Source organism: Roseomonas aeriglobus (assembly GCA_016937575.1).
GTDB classification, from domain to species: Bacteria; Pseudomonadota; Alphaproteobacteria; order Sphingomonadales; family Sphingomonadaceae; genus Sphingomonas; species Sphingomonas aerigloba.
The window spans coordinates 2,979,070-3,003,187 of the sequence record JAFHKN010000002.1 but is presented as its reverse complement, the minus strand read 5'-3'; the positions used below and the strand labels follow the sequence as shown (position 1 = coordinate 3,003,187).

Sequence of the window (24,118 nt, the reverse complement as noted above, 5' to 3'; positions counted from 1 at the left end):
CCTGGAGTTCCTGATCGCCAGCGCGATCGCGGTGCTGGTCGCTGGCGGCGTCTATCTTGCACTGAGAGCCCGAACCTTTCAGGTCGTGCTCGGCCTCACGCTCCTGTCCTATGCGGTCAATCTGTTCCTGTTCGCGAGCGGCCGGTTGGTCGTCGACAAGCCGCCGATCTACGCCAAGGGTGTGACCGATTACGCCGATCCGCTGCCGCAGGCGCTGGTCCTGACCGCTATCGTCATCACCTTCGGCATGACCGCCTTGACGGTCATCCTGTCGCTACGCGGCTTTCTGGAAACGGGCACCGATCAGGTCGACGGGGAGGGCGAGGCATGACGCTGCTCGACCATCTGTCGATCGCGCCGATCGTCATCCCGGCGATCATCGCGCCGTTGACGCTGATCGCGATGCGCCGAAAACGTCGGGTGGGCGTCGTCCTGTCGGCGGTCGGCTGCGCCCTGATGCTGGCGACGGGCGTCGCGCTGTTCGGGATGGCCCAGGACGGCGCCGTCCGCGCCTATCCGATCGGCGGATGGCCGGCGCCCTTTGGTATCGTCATCGTCCTCGATCGGCTGGCAGCGATGATGCTCGTGCTCGCCGCGATATTGGCGAGCGCGGTGATGGCGCACGCCGTCGTGACCGGCGCCGACCGCAAAGGCTGGCATTTTCATCCGCTGTTTCATTTTCAGCTGATGGGTCTGAACGGCGCCTTCCTTACCGGCGATCTGTTCAACCTGTTCGTCTTCTTCGAAGTGCTGCTGATCGCCTCCTACGGACTGATGCTGCACGGCCAGGGGGCGCTGCGCCTGAAGGCGGGGATCGCCTATGTCGTCGTGAACATCGTCGGGTCGGCGATCTTCCTGGTCGCGCTCGGTCTGCTCTATGCGCTGACGGGTACGCTGAACATGGCTGATCTGGCGCGACGTGTCGCAGCGCTCGGGCCGGCTGATGCCGGCATGATCCGCGTGGCCGGGCTGCTGCTGATCGCGGTCTTCGCGCTGAAGGCGGCGGTAGCGCCGCTCCACCTCTGGTTGCCGCGAACCTATGCCGCAACCCTGCCCGTCGTCGGCGCGCTGTTCGCGATCATGACCAAGGTCGGCGTCTATGCGATGATCCGTGTCGTGCCGTTGATCTTCGGCGCGGACGCGGGTGCCGCGGCGTGGGTCACCCGACCGTGGCTGCTGCCCGCCGCTGTCGTGACCGCCGCCATCGGCTTTGCCGGTGTGCTCGCGTCGCGGGGACTGCGCGAGGGGGCGGCCTTCGCCGTCTTGGGATCGACCGGCACGTTGCTGCTGGCGGTCGCGTGCTGGACGCAAGCGGCGACGGGGGCAGCGCTCTACTACCTCGGACATGCGACGCTGGCCGGCGGCGTATTGTTCCTGGCAGCCGACGTGACGCTGCGACGGCGCGGTCAATATGCCGATGCGGTGGTCGCAACGCCCCGTTTCGCCGGGCAGGACGTCGCGGGACTGCTGTTCCTCGGCGCCGCCATCGCCGCGGTCGGGCTGCCGCCCCTGTCGGGCTTCGTCGGCAAATTGCTGATCCTCGACGCGACCGCTGCGGAGCCGCAGCGCTGGGCGATCTGGGCGACGATCCTGACGACGACGCTGATCGGCGTCATCGGCTTCGCGCGGATGGGCAGCACCGTGTTCTGGAAGGTCGATGACGGGGGAACGGCGATCGCATGTCCCCGCCGGTCGCGGGCGGAATTCGCCGCACCGGCCGCGCTGCTGGGCGTCCTCGCCCTCTATACGATCGCCGCCGGCTGGGTGGTCGAGCGCGCCGACGCCGCCGCCGCTCAGCTCTTTACTCCTGACGGCTACAGCGCTGCCGTGCTGGGCAGGAGCGACGCGCAATGAAATCGCTGCTCCCGCACCCCGCCCTGTCGGGCATGTTGCTGGTCGTCTGGCTGTTGATGGCGAACACCATCACGCTGGGTGGGGCGCTGGTAGGCGCGGTGTTTGCGCTGATCCTGCCGAAATTCACCCAGCCGTTCTGGCCCGACCGGCCGCGGGTGCGGTTCGGGCGTGCGCTCGGCATCTATTGCCTGATCGTGCTCTACGACATCGTCGTCGCCAATTTCCATGTCGCGCGGCTGATCCTGTTCCGGCGCAACCGCGATCTGCGGGCCCGCTGGCTGGTGATCCCGATCGATCTCGACACGCCCGAAGCGGTCACGGTGCTGGCCGGAACCATAAGCCTGACGCCGGGGACGGTATCCTCCGACGTGTCGGCGGATGGCCGCTATCTGCTGGTCCACGCTCTCGACGTCGCCGACGAAGCGGCCGAGGTCGCGCGGATCAAGACCCGGTACGAGGCGCGTCTGCAGCAGGTGTTCGCATGATCGACACAGCGCTCCACATCGCCCTCGGGTGCGTCGCACTGGCGCTGGTCCTCAACGGCTGGCGATTGTTGCGCGGGCCCTCGCTCGGCGACCGCATCATGGCACTCGACACCATGGTCATCAACGCCATCGCGCTCATCGTACTGATCGGCATCGCGGGAGCGAACGACACCTATTTCGAAGCGGCGCTGCTGCTCGCGATGGTCGGGTTCGTCAGCACCATCGCCTATTGCAAGTTCATCCTGCGCGGGGACATCGTCGAATGACCGGCATCGCCGACATCGTGGTTGCCGGGCTGCTGCTGCTGGGCGGGGGCTTCGTGCTGATCGGCAGCTGGGGTCTGGTCCGCCTGCGCACGACCATGGAGCGGCTGCACGGGCCGACCAAGGCGACGACGCTGGGGCTGGGAGCGCTGCTGGTCGCGTCGGTCGTCTTCTTCCAGGCAAAACAGGGCGTGTGGACGGCGCATGAACTGTTGATCTCGCTGTTCCTGTTCATCACCGCGCCCATTTCGGCCAACATGATCGCGAAGGTCCATCTGCACCGGCTTCGGACGGGGGCGGTGGTCGAGCCGACCAGCATCGCCGGTCCCCCGCCGCATCCCGGCGGCGACGGCGACTGGGCGACGTTCGAGGCGCCTCATCCGGACACGCCGACCACGACGGCGAACAGCTGACGGCCGCTCTTCTGGCTGCGCGAGCATCCGCCTGATTTGTCAGGTCAGCGCGCGGTCCAGGTGGGTGTAGCCGCCGTCGACGATGATCCACTGTCCGGTCGTGTGCGCCGATCGGGGCGACAGCAGGAAGGTCACCATATCGGCGATCTCGCGATCCTCGGTCATCCGGTGGTCGAGCGGGATCTTGGCGGTGATTTTCTGCAATTCGGCGGCCGGGTCGTCGAAGCTGTCGATCCAGCGGCGGTAGAGCGGCGTCATCACCTCGGCCGGCAGCACCGCATTCACGCGGACGCCGTCGCCCGCCAGCGCCGCGGCCCATTCGCGGGTCAGTCCCAATTGTGCGGCCTTCGCCGCGACATAGCCGCTGGTGTCGCCCTGACCGGTCAGGGCGGTCTTCGACGAAATGTTGACGATCGCCCCGCGGTGCCGCTTCAGATGTGGCAGCGCATGATGCGCCATCGCGAAATAATGGCCCAGATTGGCGCCGACCGACGCCAGAAATTCCTCCGGCCTCCGATCCAGCCCGACGCCGTCGTTGGCGCCGGCATTGTTCACCAGGCCATAGGGGCTGAACCCTGCCCCTTCGATCGCCGCCATCGCCGTCGCGGCCGCGGCGACGTCACTCAGGTCGGCCTGATGGAAGAAAGCGTTCGGCTGCAACGCGTCGAGAGTCGCGGCGACGTCCGGGGTCAACGGGCTGCGCCCGACGATCAGCGGCACCGCCCCTTCCGCTGCCAGCGCGAGCGAAATCGCCCCGCCGATCCCCGCGCCGCCACCGGTCACGATGATCGCCTTGTCCTTGAGGCCCAGGTCCATAGCTCTCCCCTCCGCTACGCCACTGTCTAGACCAGCCTTGCTCGAGCCACAAAACGCACCGTCCTGTGTGCGAGACGCCTTCGCGCGCGAATGCGGTTCTTTCGACCGCCATCGACGGGTGCAGGGGTTGCCCGTCGGCACCGTGGCGGCCATCGTCGTGCGATGACCAGTCTCGCGATCTTGCCGCATATGCTCCTCTTCCCCCTGGCCCTGGCGGCAATTGCCCCTGCTGCTGCGCGCGACGTGCAGCCGACCGACGTCAAAGCGACGCAGGCGGGGGCGCCGTACCGCGCGGCAATGGCGGAGATCGACCGCGACTATGATCGGTTCGTGGCCGAGTTGATCGAACTGACGCAAATTCCCGCGCCACCGTTTAAGGAAGCGCAGCGGGCAAAGGCCTATGCCGAAAAATTCCGTGCGCTCGGCCTGAGCGAGGTGACGATCGACGCCGAAGGCAATGTCACGGGTGTGCGTCCCGGCACCGATCCGGCGGAAAAGATGGTGGTGATGTCGGCACACCTCGACACCGTGTTTCCCGAAGGTACCGACGTCACCGTGCGCCGACAGGGCACGCGGCTGATGGCGCCGGGCGTCGGTGACGACACGCGCGGGCTGGCGACGCTGCTAGCCTATATCCGCGCGCTTGATGCAGCGAAGGTGCGGACGAAGCGACCGATCCTGTTCGTCGGGACGGTCGGCGAGGAAGGGCGCGGCGATCTGCGCGGCGTCCGGCATCTTCTGACCAAGGGCGCGTACAAGGACCGGATCGGCGCCTTCTTCTCGCTCGACGGGGCGGAACCCGCGCGGGTGGTGAACGGCGGGGTCGGGTCCAAACGCTATCATATCGTGTTCAAGGGGCCGGGCGGGCACAGCTACGGTGCGTTCGGCATCGTCAATCCGATGGCGGCGATGGGCGCGGCGATCGCCGATATCTATCGCCTCCGCCCGCCTGCCAGCCCGCGCACGACCTATTCGGCCAGCGTCACCGGCGGCGGCACGTCGGTGAATGCGATTCCGTCCGAGGTCTTTGTCGATATCGACATGCGTTCGGAAGACGCAGCGGCCCTCGCGACTCTGGAAAAGCAGGTGTTGGCCATCGTCGCCAAGGCAGTGACCGACGAGAATGCGGCGCGGTCGACCCGCGTCGGCGTCGTGACGGCCGATCCCCAGCCGATTGGCGACCGCCCGGCCGGCAGCACGCCAGCGGGGGCCGCGATCGTCCGGGTGACGCAGGCCGCGGCGACCGCGGCGGGACTGAGCCCGTCGCTGGAGGCATCGTCGACCGACGCCAACATCGCGATGAGCCTGGGCATCCCGGCGGTCACGATCGGCTCGGGCGGGTCGGGCGGGCGGGCGCATGCGCTCGACGAATGGACCGACGTCGCTAAGCCCGAAAGCATCAAGGGCATGGGCGTCGGCCTGTTGGCGTTGATGACGATGGCCGGCGCGCGATAGCCGGTGTCGGTTTCGCCCGAGGGCGGGCGAACCGACCGGCCTTTGGCGCGTTGCCCTGCCTATGATCCGTCTGTTCCACGTCAGCGACGTCCATTTCGGTGCCGAAGATCGCGCCGCGATCGCCTGGTTCGATGCCGCCGTCCGCGATGAGCGCCCCGATGCCGTGATCATGACCGGCGACCTGACGATGCGTGCGAAGAGTGCGGAATTCGCGGCGGCATCAGCTTGGCTCGAAGGGCTTAACCGGCCGGTGACGGTCGAGGTCGGCAATCACGACCTACCGCTGTTCAACATTTTCGCCCGGCTGTTCCGCCCCTATCGGCGGTATCTGAAGCTCGAATCGATGATCGAGAAGCCGCTGGCGCTGCCCGGAGTCGCGGTCGTGCCGTTGAAGACGACGACGCGGTTCCAGTGGCGCAACTGGTCGAAGGGCAGCGTCAGCGACGGATCGTTGCGCCGCGCGCTGGCCGGGGTCGCGGAAACTGATTCGACGTCGCTCGTCATCATTGCCTGCCATCACCCGTTGATCGAGGCGGGGACCCAAGCCACTGCGCGGACGCACGGCGGCCGGGACGCCCTGGCAGCGCTGGCCGCCGCCGGCGCCGATGTCGTGCTGTCGGGCCATGTCCATGACCCGTTCGACAAGCTGCACCAGGAGGGTGACCGGACGATCCGGCTGATCGGCGCGGGCACGCTGTCGTGCCGCACCCGGGAGACGCGGCCAGGGTTCAACGAATTGCGCATCGACGGCGGCAAGCTGGACGTCGTCCACCGCGCGATGGACTAGGACGGGATCGTGATTGGGGACGGAGCCTACGCTCAGTCGATCCAGCCGATCTCAAAATTGCCCCAGCGGCGCCCGGTGATCCAAAGCGGCACGAACACGCTCTTGACGGTCCGATAGCGCCCCTGGCCCAGATCCTGGCGATAGGCGCTGAGCAGGAAATCCCCTTCGAACGCGAGCGCGCGAGCCGTCATATCGTCCATGAAATTGCGGCGGTTGCGGCAATGGATCGCGTTCCACGCCGGATCGCCGGCGCGTTGCGGCTGCGATTTTTCCGTGAGATGGGTCGGCAGATAGCCGTTGCGGTCGACGATCGCGGCACCGATGATCCGCTGGCTGTCGATCGCGGTCAACCGATCGAGAATCGGACGGATGTGCTGGTCGGCGAAGTCGTTGAACCGCGTATTGAATTGCACGGGGTCGGTCCCGGGGATCGGCACATAGTCGACATCGAACACCGCGTCGCGCGAGACTTCATCGGATGCGATGCCGCGTTCGATGACGCTCTGAACGCACGTCACTTCGCGCAGCATCAGCTCGATATATTGCGTGTCGTCGATCGTGACGCCCGAATGCGCCAGCTGGTCGAGCATGGTGTTCGACAGCCCCTCCAGCCGCTGCATCCGTTCGTGCGCGCTGGCCAGATTCTGGGCGCCTTCGCGCGCCTGGATGCCGAACAGGCCCAACGTCTCGCGCACGCGACCCACGCCACGGGTCGCGACTTCGCTCGATCGTGCGATGCTGTCGGTAATCGCATCGACGCTCGTGACCAGGTCGGACACTTCGGCGACGGTGTGGCTGATCTGCGCGACGCCGCGCTGCGCACGCTCGCCGGCCTTCACCCCTTCGTCGATGTCGTGAATGACGTGACCGGCCTGGGCGACGAACGTCTCCATCGTCCGGTTGATCTCGTCGGTCGCCTGGCGAGTTTCGAGCGCCAGCTTCTTCACTTCGGCGGCGACGACGGCGAAGGTACGGCCTGCTTCACCCGCGCGCTGCGCCTCGATTGTCGCGTTGAGCGCGAGCAGATTCGTCTTGGCCGCGATCGCGTCGATCGCGCTGGATACGCGCTGGACCTGCTCCATTGCCGCGGCGAAATCGGTCATCCGCGTGCCCAGGCTGGCGACCAGCGCGGTGAGCGCACCGAATTCGGACACGGCGGTCGAAATCTGGGCGCTTTCGCGTTCCAGCGTGGAACGCGCCTGTTCGGACAGGCGTCGGGCTTCGCTGGTCGATATGGCGACGCCGTGCTGGTCGGCATCGAGCGCGGCGGTGACCATCTCGAGCTCGCCGAGAGCGGTCAGCTGCCGCGTGATGCCGTCGGACACCCCGGCGACATAGCCGGCGGCATCGCTGCACCCGACCGCGAGCTGCCCACAACTTCGCGCGACGGCGCGGATCGCGTCGTCATTGCGTGCGGGCTCCAGATCGGCGGCAGGAATGGGCAAGGAAGCCAAGCGGCGGGTCTCGTCTGCGAGTGATGACCGACCATGGGTAACAACCGATGGTTAACCGACCGCTAACCCCGTACGCGCCGGGCGAGCATCGACCGGGCGCCGCCCACCAGGCCCGAAAGCATCAGGTCGTCGATCCCGGCATAGCCAAGCCCCAGATGGTCCGGCCGCACCGTCAGTGCATCCTTCATCGGCACCGCGCCTGACCGGACGGCGTGCCGCAGGATCCGCCACCAGAGCCGTGCCGTCTCCCATTTGATCAGGCGACGGCTTTCGCTGTCATGGAAAATGGTCGCCAGATACGTCGATTGCAGCGAACTGAGCAGCGCCCCGACCCGGATCAGCGTCGCGCGGTCCTGGCATGGTTCGCCCGCGGTGACATATTGCGCGAGCAGCCTCGCCGCATCGGCGGCATCGTCGCCAAGAACGGGGCGCCACGCCCGCTCCAGCACGGCGCCGCTGTTTGCCAGCATCGTTTCGCGATATCGGTTCGACGCGCCGCCGGGATGGTCGCGATAGCGCAGCAACGGCCGGTCGATCCGTGCGACGTCGCCATGGGCGAGCAGCCGGTGGTAGAGGTCGAAATCCTCGGCATAGAGGCAGTCGGGGCGGGTGAACGGGTCGAGCTGCCGTGCGACGCTGGCCCGGGTCATCGTCGTCGACCAGACCAGCGGATTCTTGACGTGAAGCAGCCAGCGGATCAGCGCCGGGGTCGAATTGGTAGCCTGTTGCGAGGCGCGTTCTCTGCGCCCTTCAAACACCGTCGCGGTCGCCGCGACCAACACGGTATCTGCGTGCGCGTCGAGATAGGCGACCTGCGTGGCGAAGCGATCGGCCAGGCAGATGTCGTCCTGGTCGAGACCTGCGATATACCGCCCGCGCGCCTGTGCGAACGCGAGATTGCGGGCGCGGACCGGCCCGCCGTTGACGGGCGCCTCGATCAGGCGGACGCGGGCGTCGGGCCAGCGGCGGACGACCGCACGGGTGTCGTCGGTCGAGCAATCGTCGACGACCAGCACTTCGAAATTCCCGAGCGTCTGGTCGCGCAGGCTCGCCAGCGTCTCCTCGATCAGATGCGCGCCGTTATAGGCGGCCATGACCACCGAAACGGCGGGGGCGGCGCTCATGCGGCGAGCGCTTTCGCCTCGCCGGTCAGGACCGCATCGACGATCAACTGGCCGACGTCGTTCTGCCAGAGCCACAGGCCGTTGGCCTGCCCCTGGAAGCTCGCTTCGCCGCCGAGCCGGCCGGACGGCACGAAGCCCGCGGCCAAGCCAATGCCGAACAGGCCCGGGATGGGCACGTCGTCGCCATCGAGCACGCGGCAATAGCCGTCGACCATCGGCCGATCTCGAGCGGCGGCCAGCGAGAGCGGACGCCCGGCGGCATCCTCCAGCGGCAGGACACGCGGGCGATAGCCGAGCGCGGCGATGACCAGATCGGCGCGGTCGAGCACATCGAGCGCCTGGCCTTCGTCGTCGCCGATGCGGTGCATCCGGACGCGGGGATCGGGCTCACGCCCATCGACCGCCAGCATCCTGAGCACCAGTTCGCGCGCCTCCAGCCGGAAACCGGCAAGGCGATAGACGAAGCCGGTTACCGGGCAGATGTCGTCGGCGCCGAAGTCGGTGAAGCCTTCCGCATGTGCGGCTTCGACCGAGTGATAGAAGGGCCGCAGCGGACGGCGGTGGAGCAATGTCACGCCGCCCGCCCCGAACGGGATGCCTGGCCGCGAACGCAGCAGCAGTGCGACGGTGGTCAGTGCGCTGGTCGAACCGCCGATCACGGCGACCCGCGGCGATCGCTTGCCTGAGAGCAGGTCGGCGACGCGGTCCAGCCCGCCGAGGGCCAGCACCTCGTCCGACTGAAGCAATCTATCGCCGACCCGGCGGGTCAGCCGCTCACCGGCGACGCGCTGTTCGACCAGCCGGTCGAGCGGCTGATGGCCCCCGGTCGCGATGACCAGATTTTCGGCGCGGGCGTCGAATTCATGGCCGTCGGACAGGCGGCGCAGGCGGATGGTCCAGATGCCGTCGATCGCGCGGGTGGCCTTCAGCGCCTCATGCCCCTTGAGCACTTCGCCGCCGTAACCGGATACGAGTGTGGCCAGCCGCTCGCCGGTCGCGGCGAGGAAGGGACCCGCGGTCGCCAGCGGTACGCCCAGCTTGTCGCGCCATTCGCCGACCGCGGTCGCTGTCGGGTGGCCGGCGAGGGCGGCGATGGCGGGTTCGGGATTGTTCTCCACCGCCGACAGGAAGGTCTGGGCCGTGCTGTCCGAAGCGATGGCGTAGTTACCCAAACGGCCGTTGCCCAGTACATCGCCCCGATCGACCAGGATCAGGCCCTGCGAAAGCTCCTTCAGCTTGCCCGCCTTCGCCGCGGCGGTCAGCATCGCGGTGCCGGCCGGGCCACCGCCGACGATCAGCAACCGCGCGACCGGCGCGGTGCGCGCGGCGGGCGCGGCGCGCGACACGCCGATGGTTTCGAGCAGTGCATGCGCGATACCGACCGCATCGGCCGCGGTCAGGCCGTCGGTCGCGGGCAGGGACAGGATGCGGGCTCCGATATCGTCGGCGACCGGGGTCGGCTCGATCTGCGCGTCGCGCTGGAACAGCGGCTGCTGGCCCAAATGCGGGCTGAAATAGGTCGCGGCGCCGATCCCACGGTCGGCGAGAGCCGCGATGATCTCGCCGCGTCGAGTCGCCAGATGCGCCGGCAGCAGCGCTGGCATGAAGCCCATCGCGCGGCGCTTGCCATACGGCGTCTGCAGTCCGAGCGGGGCAAGCGCTTCCCGATAGGCGGCCTCGACGCTCGCGCGACGGTCGCTGACGCCTTCGATCTCGTCCAGCTTCGCCAGCGCCATGACCGCCAGCACTTCGGGCAGCTTGGCGTTGAAGCCGGGCAGCGAGGCGCTGCGCGGCGCTTCGAAGCCGAAGCTGGCCATCGTGCGCAGTTTGGCGGCCAGCGCCGTGTCGCCGGTGTGGATCAGGCCGCCTTCGGCCACCGCGAACGGCTTCGTCGCCTGCATCGAATAGACGATCGCGAACGGCGCGCCCGCGCCGAAACCCACGCCGTCGTCATCAAGCGTCCCGAGCGAGGCGGCCGCATCGACGACGATGCCGACACCGTGCGTGCGCGCCATGGCCTCGTACCGCGTCAGGTCGATCGCATTGCCGAACGTCGCATAGGGCACCACAACCGAAATCTGGTCGCCATGGCGGGCCAGCAGTTCCGCCTCATGCGCGGCGCACGACACCCAGTCGCCGGGGTCGATATCGCAGATCAGCGGCGTCAGTCCCGCCCACATCGCGGCTTGCGCGGTCGCGGCAAAGGTAAAGGCGGGGATCAGGGCATAGCCGCGGGGGCGCCCGACCCGTTCCGCCGCCTCGCGAATCGCCAGCATCAGGCCAAGCGTCGCGTTGGCGACCGTCACGCAGTCGCCGCGGCCGGTGAACAGGCGCTCGGTAGCTGCCATTTCGAACCGGCAGACCTCGGGGCCGTTGTTGCTGTAGATTCCGGCCGCCTCGATCCGGGCCAGGCCCTCCCCCAGCAAGGTCGGACGCGGCGGGCGCGGGGCGATCAGCGGATAGCGCAGCTTGGTCATTCGGCGACTGCTACCCCCGCAGGCGCTAAAAATCGGTTTAACGCGGCGATAAGCCTGTCAGGCAGCGACCTTGTGTGCGTCGGCAACGGCGGTTTCGCGAACCGCAAGTGGACGGAAGACGAGGTTCAGCACCTGCGCGTCGCGACCGGCAGGGGGTATGATGACGACGCCGGTCGCGTCGCAACTGAAGATGCCGGGAGCGATTTCGCTCATCGCGTCGGGAACGGTGATCGCCGGCGTCCGCTCCGCAACGATCAGCCGCTGGCTGGCCGGGTCGAAGTCGAGATCGTGATAGGCCGCGGCGACCCAGGTCGCGCCGTCGATCTGGACGCTGGACCAGACCGAACCCAGTTGCACGGCGGTTGTGACGCTGCCGCGCGCCACGGGCACCGCGATGCGGTACCAACCGTCATGGGTTGGATAGGCGGTGATCGGAATGATCGTCTGATCCGTCGCGTCGAGCATCAGGACGGGCACCTCGATGCCGCCGACCTGGAAATCGCCGTTGCGAATGTCGAGCCCGAAGCGGCTCGTCGCCATCAGCGCCAGACTGAGCGGCAAGCCGTGCTGGGCGATCTCCGCGGTAACGAAGATGCGTTGGGCGCCGTTGATATAGGCCAGCCCGCGCTGGCGGAGCCCCGTCGCGGCGTGATTGCGATCGAGCACGCTGTGGATCGACGACGTTCCCATATTGTCGTCATGCTCGAAGGCTTCGAACAGCGCTATTTCGGCGGGCATCGGCAAGAATAGCAGGCGCGTCAGGATCGCACCCGCCATCCGTCGCCGGGCGGTCATGTCGTCGGAACGAGCGGTCGTGTGCATCGCGTTGCGCGCGTCCCGCGCGAAAGCGATACAGGCCGACTGGATCGGCATGCGCGCGGCGTGCTGGGCGGCGTTGGGCTGATACTCCTCACGGATCGGCGTCCCATCGGCGGTGAAGTCGATCGTCGATCCCTGCTCGACGTTGCACATCTGCTCGACGACCGCGATGTAGCTGGTGATCGCGTTCAACGTGCGGGTGTCGAACATGTCGGTGTCCAGCAGCCCGCGCTTGTCGAGCCCGCTGCGCACCGATTCGCGTAGAACGAGATAGCGACCGGCGACCGTCAGCCCCATCTGGCGTTCGAGCACCGGGGTCAGCGTGTTCTGGACCGATCCGGCATAGCCGAGGTCGACCATCATCACCGCCTCTCCATCACGCACGCCGGCGGCGCGCAGGTGGGCGATCATGCGGGTGCGGAAGGCAGCGGCCCGGCGCAGGACACGGCGGCGCAGGTCGCCGCGCTGTACGCTGGCTGCGATGGCGGCGCAGACGTCTCCCTTCGCTGCCTTGCGGACCGCAGCGGCATATTCCGCGGGCTCGAGCATCAGGTGACGAGCCAGCGTCTCTCCGGTGTAACCGGTCAGGTCCCGCATGAGGAATCGGTCGAGCAGATCTTCGTCGGCGAGGGACGCGCGCGTCGCGACAAGGCGGCTGAGTTCGACGCGCACGGCGCCGGTGTCGGGATAGGCGGCGGTATAGACCTCGAACGGCAGATGGCCGTCGCGCATCAGGAACAGTGGGCGTACCGGGCGGCCGACGCGCTCCGTCATCGCCTGGACGTCGGCATGGACGAATTCGGCGAAGCTATGCATCAGCGGGCCGATCACGTCGTGGCCCAGAATATGTGCCGGGGTGTCGTCGGTCCTCATCGATACCGCGGCGCGGTGCGGCTGCAGGGCGGGTACGCTGACCCGCACGGCCGGGTCGATCATCACATTGGCGACCATCTCCAATCGCAGCCGCGTTGCGGTGTCCGCATCGAACTGTTTCAGATGGACGGCATGAATGCCCGCGCGCGCGGCGCCGTCGTGATCGGACGATTTATTGTCACCGACGTGCAGCACCTGATCCGGTCGGGCGCCGATGGTCCGCAGGACATGATCGAACAGACCATGCGCCTTCCCGCGACCATATTCGCACGACACGAAGACATGGTCGATCATCGCGACCACATCGGTACCGGCACAGTCGGCCAGCAGGCGCCGCAGCCGGGTCTCCGACAGATACATGTCGCTGACGATGACGACGCGCAGACCGCGCGCCTTGGCCGCCCGCATCAGGGCGACGGTCGGGGCGAAGGCGAACAGATGGCGCGCTTCTGCCAGCAATTCGCGTTCCACCGCTGCCGCGACATCCGCGTCGTCGCCGTTCGCCACCATGCGCCGGTAGATGCCGTCCAGCGTCACCTCATGCGATCCGGTGCGGCTGAGCGCATGGCCATGTTCGATGCGTTCGGCCCAGGATCGCGGCTCGATGCCGCCGCCGGGAATGGCCAGTTCGGCGAAGACGTCACACGGCGCATGCGTATTTCGCCAGAGCAACGTGTCGAAACAGTCGAGCGACAGCGTGGTGATCCCGGCCGGCGCGCGGTCGAGCAGGGTCGCCATCTCATGGGCGCGGATTGTGGTCGTCGTCGCCATCGTTCGGTCTCGTCTGAAGATTTGCGGACGAGATATTGACGGGAATGGTTAACAAATCGTGAGACTTGGACCCGGCCGACGTGCGCGCTACACCCGGTGGTAACAAAGGATACGGGGAGCCGGCATGAGCGACAGCGGGATTTTTAGGCGCAAGGCGATCGTGCCACCGTCGCAGATGGCGGCGGAGCACCAGCTGGCACGCACCCTGTCCTGGCCGCATCTGGTCGCGCTCGGCGTCGGTGCGATCGTCGGTACCGGCATTCTGACGCTGATCGGCGTCGGTGCGGACCGCGCGGGGCCTGCGGTCATCCTGTCCTTTGCCATCGCGGGCGCGATCTGCGCCTGCGCCGCGCTCGCCTATGCCGAGATGTCGACGATGATGCCGGTATCGGGCAGCGCATATACCTACAGCTATGCCGTGCTCGGCGAAGTCATCGCGTGGGTCGTCGGTTGGTCGTTGCTTGCCGAATATACGCTCGTCGTCGCGACCGTGGCGGTCGGCTGGTCTGGCTATGCCGTCGGCTTCCTCCACGGCCTCGGTCTCGCGCTGCCCGATGCGCTCACGCACGGGCCGACGATGGTCGATGGGGCGGTCGCGAACTGGGGCATCAACGTACCCGCGCTGGTCATCGTCGCGGTCGTCTCCGCCCTGCTGATGCTCGGCACCAAGGAAAGCGCGACGCTGAATGCCATCCTGGTCGTGGTGAAGCTGATCGCGCTGGCCGTCTTCGTCGCGGTGGCCTTGCCCTATTTCGATGCCGCCAATCTCAAGCCCTTCTCGCCGTACGGCTTCGCCAAGCATCTGTCGGACGGGGGTGTCGAACGCGGCGTGATGGCAGCCGCCGCGATCATCTTCTTCGCCTTCTACGGCTTCGACGCGATCTCGACCGCCGCGGAAGAGGCCAAGAATCCTGGCCGCGATCTGTCGATCGGCATCGTCGGGTCGATGGTCGCCTGCGTCGCCATCTACATGCTGGTCGCGGTCGCCGCGGTCGGGGCGATCGGTTACACGCGCTTTGCCGACAGCCCGGAGCCGCTGGCACTGATCCTGCGCGAACTGGGGCAGGGTGGCGCGGCGGCATTCCTTGCCGGCTCGGCCGTCATCGCGCTGCCGACCGTCATTCTGGCCTTCCTCTACGGCCAAAGCCGCATCTTCTTCGTGATGGCGCGCGACCGGTTGCTGCCCGAACGCCTGGCGACGGTATCGCGCCGCGGCGTCCCGGTGCGCATCACCGTGTTCACCGCGGCCGTCGTGATGGTGTTTGCAGGCTTCCTGCCGATCGATGCGATCGCCGCGCTGGCCAATGCGGGAACGCTGACGGCGTTCGTTGCCGTCGCCGTCTGCATGCTCGTCATGCGCCGACGCGCGCCCGACATGCACCGGCCGTTCCGCACGCCGGCAGCATGGGTCGTGGGGGCCGGCGCGGTGCTGGGCTGTCTGTACCTGTTCGCGAGCCTGCCGAGCACCACGCAACTGTGGTTCCTCGGATGGAACGTCGTCGGGCTGGTCGTGTACTTTTTGGGGCTGGGGGTAAGGCGGCGAGCGACCTAGGGGCGCCACGCCGTCAGACGGAGCCGGCGTTGCCGGCACCGCTGCCCGACGTGGCGAGTCGGCGATTTGCTTGCGCAAATCGCGCGCCGCCCGCTCAGTGACCGCGACAGCTCATCGCTTCGAGGATATCCTCCACGCGCGCCGCATCGCCTGCGGCGATGACGTCGCCGGCGCTGCCGGCGTGCAGCGGGTCGCCGTTCCAATCACACATGACCCCGCCGGCACCCTCTACCACCGGCACCAGTGCGGCGAAATCGTGGAGCTTCAGGCCGCTTTCAACCACGACGTCGAGATGCCCCGAGGCCAGACAGGCGTAATTGTAGCAATCGCCGCCGAGCACGGTCGATCGCACCTTGGCGTCCAGATGCTCGAACGCATGGAGTTCGTCGTCGTTGAACAGCGCGGGACTCGTCGTCGCCAGCAATGCGTCGGCAAGGTCGCGACAGCGGCGGGTGCGCGCGGGCTTGCCGTTCAGTTCGGTATCGCGGCCCATGACCCCGACCCAGCGTTCCTTCAGGATCGGCTGGTCGATGATGCCGAGCACCGGGAAGCCGTCCGCGACCAGCGCGATCAGCGTCCCGAAGATCGGGCGGCCGGCGATGAAGGCCCGGGTCCCGTCGATCGGGTCCAGCACCCATTGCCGCCCGCTCGTCCCGACGGTCGTGCCTTCCTCCTCGCCGACGATGCCGTCGCGCGGTGCCTCGGCCAGGATCAGCCGGCGCATCGCCGCTTCGGCCTCGCGGTCGGCGCGCGTCACGGGGCTTTCGTCGTCCTTCGTCTCCAGCCCGTAATCGGCGCGGAAATAGCGGCGGATGACTCCGCCGGCCGCATCGGCAAGGGCATGGGCGAGGGCGAGATCGGAAGCGGATACCGGCATATGTTGCGACTAGCGGAGTGCGGCAGACGAGGCTAGGTTTGCCAGGATCAACAAAAGGGCTTTTCACCGGATGCGCCGTCTTCTCGCTCTTGCCGCCCTGGCGCTCGCCGCCGCCCCCGCCACCGCAGCGCTGGCCCCCGGGGCCAAGGCGCCCGACTTCAAGACGCGCGGCGGCTATCAGGGCAAGGTCGTGAACGTGCATCTGGCGCAGTTGCTGCGCAAGGGGCCGGTCGTGCTCTATTTCTTCCCCGCCGCCGGCACGTCCGGCTGCAACGCCGAGGCGGCGGCCTTTGCCCAGGCGATCCCGCAGTTCACCGCCGCCGGTGCGACGGTGCTCGGCATGTCGGCAGACTCGGTCGAGGTTCTGCGCGATTTCTCGACCAAGGAATGTGCCGGTAAATTTACCGTGGCGAGTGCCGGGCCAAAGGTCGTCGCGGGATATGACGTCGCGCTCGGTCGGCAGATCAAGACGCCGTCGGGCGCGCTGATCAACGCCACCAATCGGACGAGCTATGTCATCGGGCGCGATGGCCGCATCGTTTTCGCGCACAGCGAGCTTGACGCCGCGCACCATGTCGAGAAAACGCTAACTGCGGTTAAGGCGATTAAGCGGGGTTGAAGCCGTCGTGCGGCAGGGGCTGGTCAATCGCTTGTTAGGAAAACTTCTCTAAGGCCGGCTACGGATGGCTTTCGGGAATCGTTCTGGCATGGTCGCAAGGGGCGCTGCAGCGCAGACCGGCGCGCGCGGCGCGGCATCCGGCCTGTTCGATCAGATCGGCGACTTCTTGACAGCGCAACGGCTGTCGCCTGATCCGGTCAACTACGTCTTCGCGCACAACGTGCTCAGCCAGCCCGGCAGTCCGCTGGCCAAGGCCGTCGCCTCGCTGACCGACGGCGGTGTCCGCCTGACGGTCAAGGACATCGAAGAGCTGGGCGTGGACGTGTCGAACGCCCCCGCGGCCGAGGCGTTGATGGAGGCGAAGGCGGAAGCGGCGCGAATGGTCGCGCGCACGCAGATGCAGATCGAAGGCCTGTTCGATGTCGTTTCCGACCTCCACGCCGACACCGCCGACTTCAGCCGCGACCTGGCAGCCAGCGCCGAAGCGATCCGAACGACGCTGGACACCGACGAGGTCGTTCGACTGACCGCCGCGCTCGCCGAGCGGGTTCAGGCGGCCGAGTCGCGGCTGGAAGTGACGACGCGCGAGGCGGAGCAATTGCGCGCCGAACTGGAAGAGGCGCGTGACAATGCGCGGCGCGACCCACTGACCGACCTGCCAAACCGCCGCGCGTTCGAGGAAGCCTTCGCCGAGCGCCTGGCCCTCGGCCAAAGATTGTGGCTCGCGGTGTGCGACATCGACCATTTCAAGTCGGTCAATGATCGGTTCGGTCATGCCATTGGCGACCGGGTACTGAAGGCGATCGGTACGGCCCTGTCCGAGCAATGCGACGGGCATTTTGTCGCACGCTATGGTGGCGAGGAATTCGTCGTGCTGTTGGGCGATCTGACCGCGGATCAGGTCCATGCCATCTTGGATCGCGCGCGCGGACACGTTGCCGACAAGCGGTACAAGCTGCGAGAAACCGACGCGCCGCTCGGTGCGGTCACGCTGTCGGCCGGTATCGCCGAAGCCGTTCGTGGCGACACGGCGCGCACCGTCTTCCAGCGCGCCGATCGCCTCCTCTATGTCGCAAAGAACGACGGCCGAAACTGCGTTCGGATCGGGTGAATAACCTCCATCGCCGGTGCCGGGCGATCTGGTGATCGCGTCACAAAACGTCTGTCTCGTCCTTGCCCGACGTGGCAGCGGTAGAAATTGCCAAACTACGGCGAAAATCACCCAAGAAAATCAGCAAAATCCGCCGACGAGATTTGTCGCTCTAGCAATCTCAATGACTTACGAATTTGGCACGGCCCCTGCAACTGTCCTTGCATCAGCGTCGGATCGTCCGGCGCTACACAAGACAAGGATCAGGGACATGACCTATCGCATCGAAAGTCTCCAGCGCTCGACCGTCGCCCTTCTCGGCTCGCTCCTGTTCACCGCAATGCTGGTGATCGCATCGGCCCCGCACGTGACGATCGCCTAACGCGCCGTCCGACCAACATCAGATCAGACAAAAGGATTTTCATCATGCTTCGCTCGCTCGCCATCAGTGCCATCTCGTTCGCTGCCACCGTTCTGCTCGTCGTTGGCAGCAGCCATCCGGGTCCGGGCTTCCTGGCGTGATCCGGATGCGGACCCGACCCCATCGGCGCGCCGCCTTCGCCTTAGCGGACGGCGCGCCTGCCAGCCGGGTTTCGCGAAATACGCCGTGACCATTGCTCCGAGAAACATGTAATCTACCGCAAAACCTTCGGGAACTCCCACGCCGCCGGGCCGCTGAGCCGGCACGCCTGCAGGAGACCCGTGATGACCGCTGCCACCGACACCGCCGAAATGGTTCATGAAGACGCGCTGCCCGGCCACGAGCGCCAGCTCGAGCCCAAGCCGGAATGGCAGCCGCGCTACCCCGGCTCCGGGCGTCTGGCAGGCAAGGTCGCGATCGTTACCGGCGGCGACAGCGGCATCGGCCGTGCAGTCGCCGCGCTCTATGCCCGCGAAGGCGCCGACGTCGCGATCGTCTATCTGCTCGAAAGTGACGACGCCGAGGATACGGTGCGGATCATCGAAGGCGAGGGGCGCCGCGGCCTTGCCATCCGTGCCGACGTCGGCAGCCGCAAGATGTGCGAACGCGCGGTCGCGCAGACGATCGAGGCGTTCGGCCGGCTCGACGTGCTGGTCAACAATGCCGGCGAACAGCATCCCGATGAGGATATTCGCGACATCACGGAGGAGCAGCTGCTCCGTACGTTCCAGACGAACATCTTCGGCATGTTCCACATGGTCCAGGCCGCGCTGCCGCATCTGGGCGAGGGTGCTGCGATCGTGAACTGCACCAGCGTGACCATGTATCAGGGCGCCAAGGATCTGCTGGACTATTCCTCGACCAAGGGCGCGATCACCGCGTTTACCCGGTCGCTGTCCGAAAATCTGGTCGGCAAGGGCATCCGCGTGAACGCCGTCGCACCGGGGCCGATCTGGACACCGCTCAACCCGTTCGGCGGCGCGACGCCGGAAAAGCTGGCGACCTTCGGCCAGAACACCCCGATGGGGCGGCCGGGACAACCCAATGAAGTCGCGCCGGCGTTCCTGTTCCTGGCGTGCGAGGATTCGAGCTACATGTCGGGCCAGGTGCTGCATCCCAATGGGGGCACGATCGTCAACGGGTAGCGCGTCTGAGACTCCCCCCTCGCAGGGGAGGGGGCGGCACGAAGCGCGTCGGGGGTGTCACCCGATCCGGATGGTGTGACACCCCCCCGTCAGGCCTGCGGCCCGCCGCTTCCCCTGGCAGGGGAGGACATGTGCCTTCCCGCTTGCACCCGTCACCGCTTCGCCGCACGATATCGGGCGTGCCATCCGACACCGACGTTCCGCTGAAATCCCCCCGTCGCCGCCGCGGCGGGGCTACCGTCGACGACGTCGCGCGCCATGCCGGCGTGTCGCCGATGACGGTATCGCGCGTCGTCAACGGCATGGCCAATGTCCGTGCCGAGACGCGCGAGCGGGTCGCAGCCGCTATCGCGGCACTGGACTATGCCCCCAACCTCGCGGCGCGATCGCTGGCAAGTGCGGGGGACCTTCGCCTGGGCCTGCTCTATGCCAACCCGAGCGCCGCCTATCTCAGCGCTTTCCTGCTCGGCGGGCTGGAGCATGCGACGGCGATCAACGCCCAGCTGCTCGTAGTGCCGTGCGCCGATGCCGAAGACATCGCGCAGGCAGCGTCGCGGCTGGCGCGCGCCGGGGTCGACGGCGTCATCCTGCCCGCGCCCTTGTGCGACAATATCGACGTGCAGGCCCTGATCGCCGATGCCGCGCTGCCGGCGGTCGCGGTCGCATCGGGTGCGCCGCTGGCCGCCATGGCGGCGGTCGGGATCGACGATCAGGCCGCGGCGCGCGCAATGGCCGCGCATCTGGTCGCACAGGGACATCGCCGCATTGGCTTCATCGCCGGCAATCCTGACCAGACCGCAAGCGCACGACGATTTGCCGGTTATCGCGAGGCCCTGGCGGCGGCCGATATCACGCTGGACGACGCACTGGTCATGCCGGGCCTGTTTACCTACCGCTCTGGCGCGCTTGCGGCCGAGCGACTGCTGACTCGTCCGGAGCGTCCCAGCGCGATTTTCGCCTGCAACGACGACATGGCTGCGGCCTGCGTCGCGGTGGCGCATCGGCTGGGGCTGGACGTGCCGCGGGACCTGAGCGTCGTCGGTTTCGATGACACCGCGCTCGCGACCGAGATCTGGCCCGAGTTGACGACGATCCGCCAGCCGATCGCCGAGATGGCCCGCACGGCGATCGACCTGCTGGTCGCTCTGATCCGCGATCGGCGGGTGGGGCGGGTGGATGCGGTGCCCGAACATCGCACCCTGCCCTTCACGCTGATCCGGCGCGGGTCGGATGGCGCGGCGTGAGCCATAGGGGAGCGATTGTGACCGACGAGCAATCCTCTCCTGTAAGGGGAGGTGGCAGGCCGCAGGCCTGACGGAGGGATGTCACCGTTTCGATAGCGGAACACCCCTCCACCACCGCCTTAGGCGGCGGTCCCCCTCCCCTTGCAGGGGAGGATTTGATGGCTCGAAAGCCTTACTTGGTCGGGAACCCCCGCCGCTTGAACAGCGCGTTGACGTCCGGGTCGCGCCCGCGGAACTGGCGGTACGCCTCCTTGCGGTCGGTTTCGTTGCCGGTCGACAGCAGCGTCGTGCGGAATCGATCGGCCGTCGCGCGGTCCCAGACCCCGGCCTGCTCGAACGCCGCCCAGGTGTCGGCGTCCATCGTTTCCGACCAGAGATAGCTGTAATAGCCGGCCGAATAGGCATCCGACGAGAACAGGTGATTGAACTGCGGCAGACGGTGCCGCATCACCATTTCCTTGGGCATGCCGAGCTCGGCGAGCGTCTCGCGCTCGAACGCGGCGACGTCGGTCACCGGCGTGTCGCGGTCATGCAGCTTCATGTCGACGATCGCGCTCGACAGATATTCGACCGTGTCGAAGCCCTGGTTGAACGTCGACGACTTTTCGATCTTGTCGACCAGCGCCTGCGGCATCGGCTGGCCGGCGGCGTTCCTCGCGTACCGATCGAGCACGTCGCGGGTCAGCAGCCAGTTCTCGTTCACCTGGCTGGGATATTCGACGAAGTCGCGCGGCGTTCCGGCGAGGCCTGGGTAGGTCACGTTCTGCAACAGCGAATGGATCGCGTGGCCGAATTCGTGGAAGGCGGTGGTCGCATCGTCCAGGCTGATCAGCGTCGGCTGGCCCGGCGCCCCCTTCACGAAATTATTGTTGTTCGAACTGAGCACCGTGCGGTCGCCGCCCAGCTTCTGCTGGCTGCGATACGTCGTCGCCCATGCGCCCGACCGCTTTCCCGGTCGGGCATAGGCATCGAAGTAGAAGTATCCGATGAAGCGGCCGGTCTTGGTGTTCGTCACTTCGAAGGTGCGGACGTCGGGATCGAAGACCGGGATCTGCCCGGTGTTTTCCTTGAACCCCAGGTCGTACAGGCGACCGGCGGCGTAGAAGGCGCCCTGCAGGATGTTGCCGAGCTCGAGATACGGTTTGATCTCGCTCTCATCCAAATCGTACTTCGCTTTGCGCACCTTCTCGGCGTAATAGCGATAGTCCCACGGCTGGATGGTGATGCCGGCCTTCTCGGCGTCCGCCACCTTCTGCATGTCGGCGACTTCTTCCTTCACGCGGGCGACTGCGGCGGGCCAGACGCGCATCATCAGCGCCATCGCATTGGCCGGGGTCTCGGCCATGGTGTCGTCCATGCGGAAATAGGCGTGGTTCTTGAAACCGAGCAGCTTGGCACGGTCCTGGCGCAGCTTCAGGATCTGCGCGATCGTCGCCTTGGTGTCGTTGGCGTCACCATTGTCGCCGCGGTTGACGAAGGCCTTGAACACCTTCTCGCGCAGCGCCCGGTCCCTGGCATAGGTCAGCACCGGCTGGGCGGAGGACCGCGTGTTCACCACCACCCATTTGCCCGGCAGATTGCGCGACGTCGCGGCCGCGGCCATCGCCGCCTTCACGCTGTCAGGCACGCCGTCGAGCTGCGCCTCGCTGTCGATGACGATCCATTTTTCCTCGTCCGCCAGCAGCTTGCTGCCGAAGTCGGTGAAGGCGGTGGCGAGCTGCTGGTTCAGCTGCGTCACCTGCGCGCGCTGCTCCGGCGACAGCATCGCACCGCGTCGGACGTAGCTGCGGTACGTCCGCTCGACCAGGCGCATCTGCTGCGCGTCGAGCTTGGCGGCCTTGCGGCCATCGTACACGGCCTTGATCTTGGCAAAAAGCAGCGGGTCGAGCGTCAGTTCGTCGTAGAAGGCGGCGAGCTTCGGGCTCAGCACCCGGTCGATGTCCTGAACCTCCTTGGTGGCGAGGTTGGAGGTATAGACCCCCCACATCGCCCCGACCCGGCTGATCGTGTCGCCGGCCAGCTGCAGCGGCACGATGACGGTCTGGAACGTCGGCACGGCGCGATTGTCGCGGATCGCATGAATCTGGCGGCGATACTCGGCCATCGCCGTATCATAGGCGGCCGGGAACATCGCCGGCGTCACCTTGTCCCATGGCGGCACTCCGCCGTTCGGGCCGCCCCAGGGCTGCAGCAGGATGGCGGCATCCGCGGTCGGGGTGGCGACGGGGGCGGCGGTTTGAGCGGTGGCCATGACCGGGGAAGTCGTGGCGAGGAGCGCGAGCGTCAAGCGTAAGGTCATGGGCGGCCTATGGCGATGTCAGGATGGCGCGAAGATTAACGCGTTGAGATCGCAGGTCGAGTGCGGTTCGTGGCAGGAGGCGTGCGGCTCACGAATTCCGCCCCCAGCTTGCTGGGGGAGGGGGACCGCCCGGCGGAGCCGGGTGGTGGAGGGGCGGCGCGGCACGCGCCGGACGCCGCCAGCCCCTCCACCACCGGCCTGCGGCCTGCGGTCCCCCTCCCCGAGACAAGCTCGGGAGGAATTCAGAGAAAACAGCCGGTTGACTCGGCGAGCAAACGGAACAGAATAAGAACATCTGTTGTTTTGCGAGTCGTGCCCCGCGTGTCCAACCCCGCCGTCATAGCCCACCTTCGCGAGGAATTGCGAGGGATCGAGAGCGGATCCTTCCGCCGGCGGGAGGCTTTGCCGTTCGGAATCGGCGCGATCGACGGCACGCTCGCTTCGACCGGCTTGCGGCTCGATGCGCTCCACGAAGTCGCCGGTGCTTCGGCCAGCATGGGCGACGATGCCGCCGCGACCCTGTTCATGGCGGGCATCGCCGCGCGCGCCTGGGGCCCGGTCTTGTGGGTGGTCCGGCGCCGCGACCTGTTCGCGCCGGGCCTGGCGCAGGCGGGGCTGGCCGCCCACCGCGTAATCTATGCCGAGGCACAGGATGACGCCGACCTGCTGGCGATCATGGAAGAAGGCTTGCGGCACCGTTCGCTTGGCGCCGTGATCGGCGAGGCGAAACGCGCAGGGCTTGCCGCGACGCGTCGGCTGCAACTGGCGGCGGAGGGCGGGCGGACGATCGCATTGCTGCTCAAACGCCATGTCTCCACCGACGACGACCCGCTGGCCGCCCCTTCCGCTGCGGTCACCCGCTGGCGGATCGCCACCGCGCCCTCCACCCCGCTGCCCGTCGCGGGGGTGGGGCGATCACGCTGGCGGGTGGAACTGGTTCGACAAAAGGGTGGCGCCCCGGGCGCCTGGGAATTGGAGGCTTGCGATGAAACGGGTCGCTGCGCTGTACCTGCCGGAGTGGTCGGTCGAGCGGCTCGCCGCGAAGCGGCAGCCGCGTGACGCAGGCGCGACAGCGCCGATGCGCGCCGACGGCCGCGCAGCGTCCGACCCGGCCGGTGCGCAAAGCGCGTCCGACGACGCAAGCTTGGCTTGCGGCGGAGCAGGCGAGAGTCTCTCGCGTGCCCCCGTACCCTCGCGTGCTCCGGCGAAGGCCGGAGCCCAGGGCGGCGAACCCATCGCTCGTGGCTCTATGCTCCCGCCTACGCGGGAGCACGGCGGGT

General features: G+C 67.3%; 20 protein-coding genes. 13 read left to right on the top strand and 7 right to left on the bottom strand.

Annotated features, from left to right (window positions below):
• The first annotated feature begins 1 nt into the window (after position 1).
• From JW805_14735 to JW805_14715, 5 genes are read left to right on the top strand one after another with little or no spacing between them, the layout of a single operon-like run.
• Positions 2-331: a Na+/H+ antiporter subunit C gene (locus JW805_14735; protein ID MBN2973273.1), complete on the top strand. Its 330-nt coding sequence runs from the start codon at positions 2-4 to the stop codon at positions 329-331.
• Positions 328-1,854 (top strand): monovalent cation/H+ antiporter subunit D, encoded by a 1,527-nt coding sequence (locus JW805_14730; GenBank protein MBN2973272.1) that lies wholly within the window; start codon positions 328-330, stop codon positions 1,852-1,854. The genes JW805_14735 and JW805_14730 overlap by 4 nt, the downstream gene beginning before the upstream one ends.
• Positions 1,851-2,339 (top strand): Na+/H+ antiporter subunit E, encoded by a 489-nt coding sequence (locus JW805_14725; protein MBN2973271.1) that lies wholly within the window; start codon positions 1,851-1,853, stop codon positions 2,337-2,339. The genes JW805_14730 and JW805_14725 overlap by 4 nt, the downstream gene beginning before the upstream one ends.
• On the top strand, positions 2,336-2,605 hold the full coding sequence (locus JW805_14720) for a K+/H+ antiporter subunit F (GenBank protein ID MBN2973270.1): 270 nt from the start codon (positions 2,336-2,338) through the stop codon (positions 2,603-2,605). The genes JW805_14725 and JW805_14720 overlap by 4 nt, the downstream gene beginning before the upstream one ends.
• Positions 2,602-3,015 (top strand): Na+/H+ antiporter subunit G, encoded by a 414-nt coding sequence (locus JW805_14715; protein MBN2973269.1) that lies wholly within the window; start codon positions 2,602-2,604, stop codon positions 3,013-3,015. The genes JW805_14720 and JW805_14715 overlap by 4 nt, the downstream gene beginning before the upstream one ends.
• 39 nt (positions 3,016-3,054) lie before the next feature.
• On the opposite strand, the gene JW805_14710 is transcribed toward JW805_14715, so the two are convergent.
• On the bottom strand, positions 3,055-3,831 hold the full coding sequence (locus JW805_14710; protein ID MBN2973268.1) for an SDR family oxidoreductase: 777 nt from the start codon (positions 3,829-3,831) through the stop codon (positions 3,055-3,057).
• Between the two features lie 189 nt (positions 3,832-4,020).
• Here JW805_14710 and JW805_14705 point away from each other — a divergent pair, with 189 nt between their 5' ends.
• Together JW805_14705 and JW805_14700 are read left to right on the top strand one after the other, a co-directional pair.
• A complete protein-coding gene (locus JW805_14705; protein MBN2973267.1) occupies positions 4,021-5,286 on the top strand; it encodes a M20/M25/M40 family metallo-hydrolase in 1,266 nt (421 codons plus the stop codon).
• Positions 5,287-5,347: 61 nt separating this feature from the next.
• Positions 5,348-6,073, top strand: coding sequence for a metallophosphoesterase (locus JW805_14700; protein MBN2973266.1), 726 nt, complete (start codon positions 5,348-5,350; stop codon positions 6,071-6,073).
• A gap of 32 nt (positions 6,074-6,105) precedes the next feature.
• Here JW805_14700 and JW805_14695 read toward each other — a convergent pair whose 3' ends face one another.
• The 4 genes from JW805_14695 to JW805_14680 all read right to left on the bottom strand — a co-directional run bounded on the left by JW805_14695 (position 6,106) and on the right by JW805_14680 (position 13,591).
• Positions 6,106-7,527 (bottom strand): hypothetical protein, encoded by a 1,422-nt coding sequence (locus tag JW805_14695; GenBank protein ID MBN2973265.1) that lies wholly within the window; start codon positions 7,525-7,527, stop codon positions 6,106-6,108.
• Between the two features lie 62 nt (positions 7,528-7,589).
• The gene (locus tag JW805_14690; protein MBN2973264.1) at positions 7,590-8,651 is read right to left on the bottom strand and encodes a glycosyltransferase family 2 protein; all 1,062 of its coding nucleotides are present in this window, start codon (positions 8,649-8,651) and stop codon (positions 7,590-7,592) included.
• Positions 8,648-11,128 carry a DegT/DnrJ/EryC1/StrS family aminotransferase gene (locus tag JW805_14685; GenBank protein MBN2973263.1) on the bottom strand — a complete coding sequence of 827 codons (2,481 nt, stop codon included), beginning with the start codon at positions 11,126-11,128 and terminating at the stop codon, positions 8,648-8,650. The genes JW805_14690 and JW805_14685 overlap by 4 nt, the downstream gene beginning before the upstream one ends.
• A 57-nt stretch (positions 11,129-11,185) precedes the next feature.
• Positions 11,186-13,591 carry an HAD family hydrolase gene (locus JW805_14680; GenBank protein ID MBN2973262.1) on the bottom strand — a complete coding sequence of 802 codons (2,406 nt, stop codon included), beginning with the start codon at positions 13,589-13,591 and terminating at the stop codon, positions 11,186-11,188.
• 175 nt (positions 13,592-13,766) lie between these two features.
• Between JW805_14680 and JW805_14675 the strand changes: the two genes are divergently transcribed.
• Positions 13,767-15,143, top strand: a complete 1,377-nt coding sequence (locus JW805_14675) for an amino acid permease (protein MBN2973261.1) — start codon at positions 13,767-13,769, stop codon at positions 15,141-15,143.
• 94 nt (positions 15,144-15,237) lie between these two features.
• On the opposite strand, the gene hisN is transcribed toward JW805_14675, so the two are convergent.
• A complete protein-coding gene (hisN, locus tag JW805_14670; protein ID MBN2973260.1) occupies positions 15,238-16,020 on the bottom strand; it encodes a histidinol-phosphatase in 783 nt (260 codons plus the stop codon).
• 70 nt (positions 16,021-16,090) lie between these two features.
• Between hisN and JW805_14665 the strand changes: the two genes are divergently transcribed.
• The 4 genes from JW805_14665 (at position 16,091) to JW805_14650 (ending at position 20,539) form a co-directional block, all read left to right on the top strand.
• Positions 16,091-16,639: a redoxin domain-containing protein gene (locus tag JW805_14665; GenBank protein ID MBN2973259.1), complete on the top strand. Its 549-nt coding sequence runs from the start codon at positions 16,091-16,093 to the stop codon at positions 16,637-16,639.
• A gap of 88 nt (positions 16,640-16,727) precedes the next feature.
• Entirely contained in the window at positions 16,728-17,750 is a 1,023-nt protein-coding gene (locus JW805_14660) for a GGDEF domain-containing protein (GenBank protein ID MBN2973258.1), read from the top strand.
• 711 nt (positions 17,751-18,461) lie between these two features.
• Positions 18,462-19,295, top strand: a complete 834-nt coding sequence (locus JW805_14655) for an SDR family oxidoreductase (GenBank protein ID MBN2973257.1) — start codon at positions 18,462-18,464, stop codon at positions 19,293-19,295.
• Positions 19,296-19,474: 179 nt separating this feature from the next.
• On the top strand, positions 19,475-20,539 hold the full coding sequence (locus tag JW805_14650) for a LacI family DNA-binding transcriptional regulator (GenBank protein ID MBN2973256.1): 1,065 nt from the start codon (positions 19,475-19,477) through the stop codon (positions 20,537-20,539).
• 172 nt (positions 20,540-20,711) lie between these two features.
• Here the strand turns inward: JW805_14650 and JW805_14645 are convergent, their stop codons facing one another.
• Positions 20,712-22,838: a M3 family metallopeptidase gene (locus tag JW805_14645; GenBank protein MBN2973255.1), complete on the bottom strand. Its 2,127-nt coding sequence runs from the start codon at positions 22,836-22,838 to the stop codon at positions 20,712-20,714.
• Between the two features lie 321 nt (positions 22,839-23,159).
• Between JW805_14645 and JW805_14640 the strand changes: the two genes are divergently transcribed.
• Positions 23,160-23,897 (top strand): damage-inducible protein, encoded by a 738-nt coding sequence (locus JW805_14640; protein ID MBN2973254.1) that lies wholly within the window; start codon positions 23,160-23,162, stop codon positions 23,895-23,897.
• Positions 23,898-24,118: the final 221 nt, after the last annotated feature.

What these genes read in the sequence shown, in the direction of transcription:
- JW805_14685 (MBN2973263.1), bottom strand. Translation starts at nt 11,128, where the DNA reads ATGACCAAGCTGCGCTATCCGCTGATCGCCCCGCGCCCGCCGCGTCCG.
- JW805_14675 (MBN2973261.1), top strand. Translation starts at nt 13,767, where the DNA reads ATGGCGGCGGAGCACCAGCTGGCACGCACCCTGTCCTGGCCGCATCTG.
- JW805_14715 (MBN2973269.1), top strand. Translation starts at nt 2,602, where the DNA reads ATGACCGGCATCGCCGACATCGTGGTTGCCGGGCTGCTGCTGCTGGGC.
- hisN (MBN2973260.1), bottom strand. Translation starts at nt 16,020, where the DNA reads ATGCCGGTATCCGCTTCCGATCTCGCCCTCGCCCATGCCCTTGCCGAT.
- JW805_14710 (MBN2973268.1), bottom strand. Translation starts at nt 3,831, where the DNA reads ATGGACCTGGGCCTCAAGGACAAGGCGATCATCGTGACCGGTGGCGGC.
- JW805_14705 (MBN2973267.1), top strand. Translation starts at nt 4,021, where the DNA reads ATGCTCCTCTTCCCCCTGGCCCTGGCGGCAATTGCCCCTGCTGCTGCG.
- JW805_14655 (MBN2973257.1), top strand. Translation starts at nt 18,462, where the DNA reads ATGGTTCATGAAGACGCGCTGCCCGGCCACGAGCGCCAGCTCGAGCCC.
- JW805_14665 (MBN2973259.1), top strand. Translation starts at nt 16,091, where the DNA reads ATGCGCCGTCTTCTCGCTCTTGCCGCCCTGGCGCTCGCCGCCGCCCCC.
- JW805_14680 (MBN2973262.1), bottom strand. Translation starts at nt 13,591, where the DNA reads ATGGCGACGACGACCACAATCCGCGCCCATGAGATGGCGACCCTGCTC.
- JW805_14730 (MBN2973272.1), top strand. Translation starts at nt 328, where the DNA reads ATGACGCTGCTCGACCATCTGTCGATCGCGCCGATCGTCATCCCGGCG.
- JW805_14720 (MBN2973270.1), top strand. Translation starts at nt 2,336, where the DNA reads ATGATCGACACAGCGCTCCACATCGCCCTCGGGTGCGTCGCACTGGCG.
- JW805_14660 (MBN2973258.1), top strand. Translation starts at nt 16,728, where the DNA reads ATGGTCGCAAGGGGCGCTGCAGCGCAGACCGGCGCGCGCGGCGCGGCA.
- JW805_14700 (MBN2973266.1), top strand. Translation starts at nt 5,348, where the DNA reads ATGATCCGTCTGTTCCACGTCAGCGACGTCCATTTCGGTGCCGAAGAT.
- JW805_14645 (MBN2973255.1), bottom strand. Translation starts at nt 22,838, where the DNA reads ATGACCTTACGCTTGACGCTCGCGCTCCTCGCCACGACTTCCCCGGTC.
- JW805_14690 (MBN2973264.1), bottom strand. Translation starts at nt 8,651, where the DNA reads ATGAGCGCCGCCCCCGCCGTTTCGGTGGTCATGGCCGCCTATAACGGC.
- JW805_14725 (MBN2973271.1), top strand. Translation starts at nt 1,851, where the DNA reads ATGAAATCGCTGCTCCCGCACCCCGCCCTGTCGGGCATGTTGCTGGTC.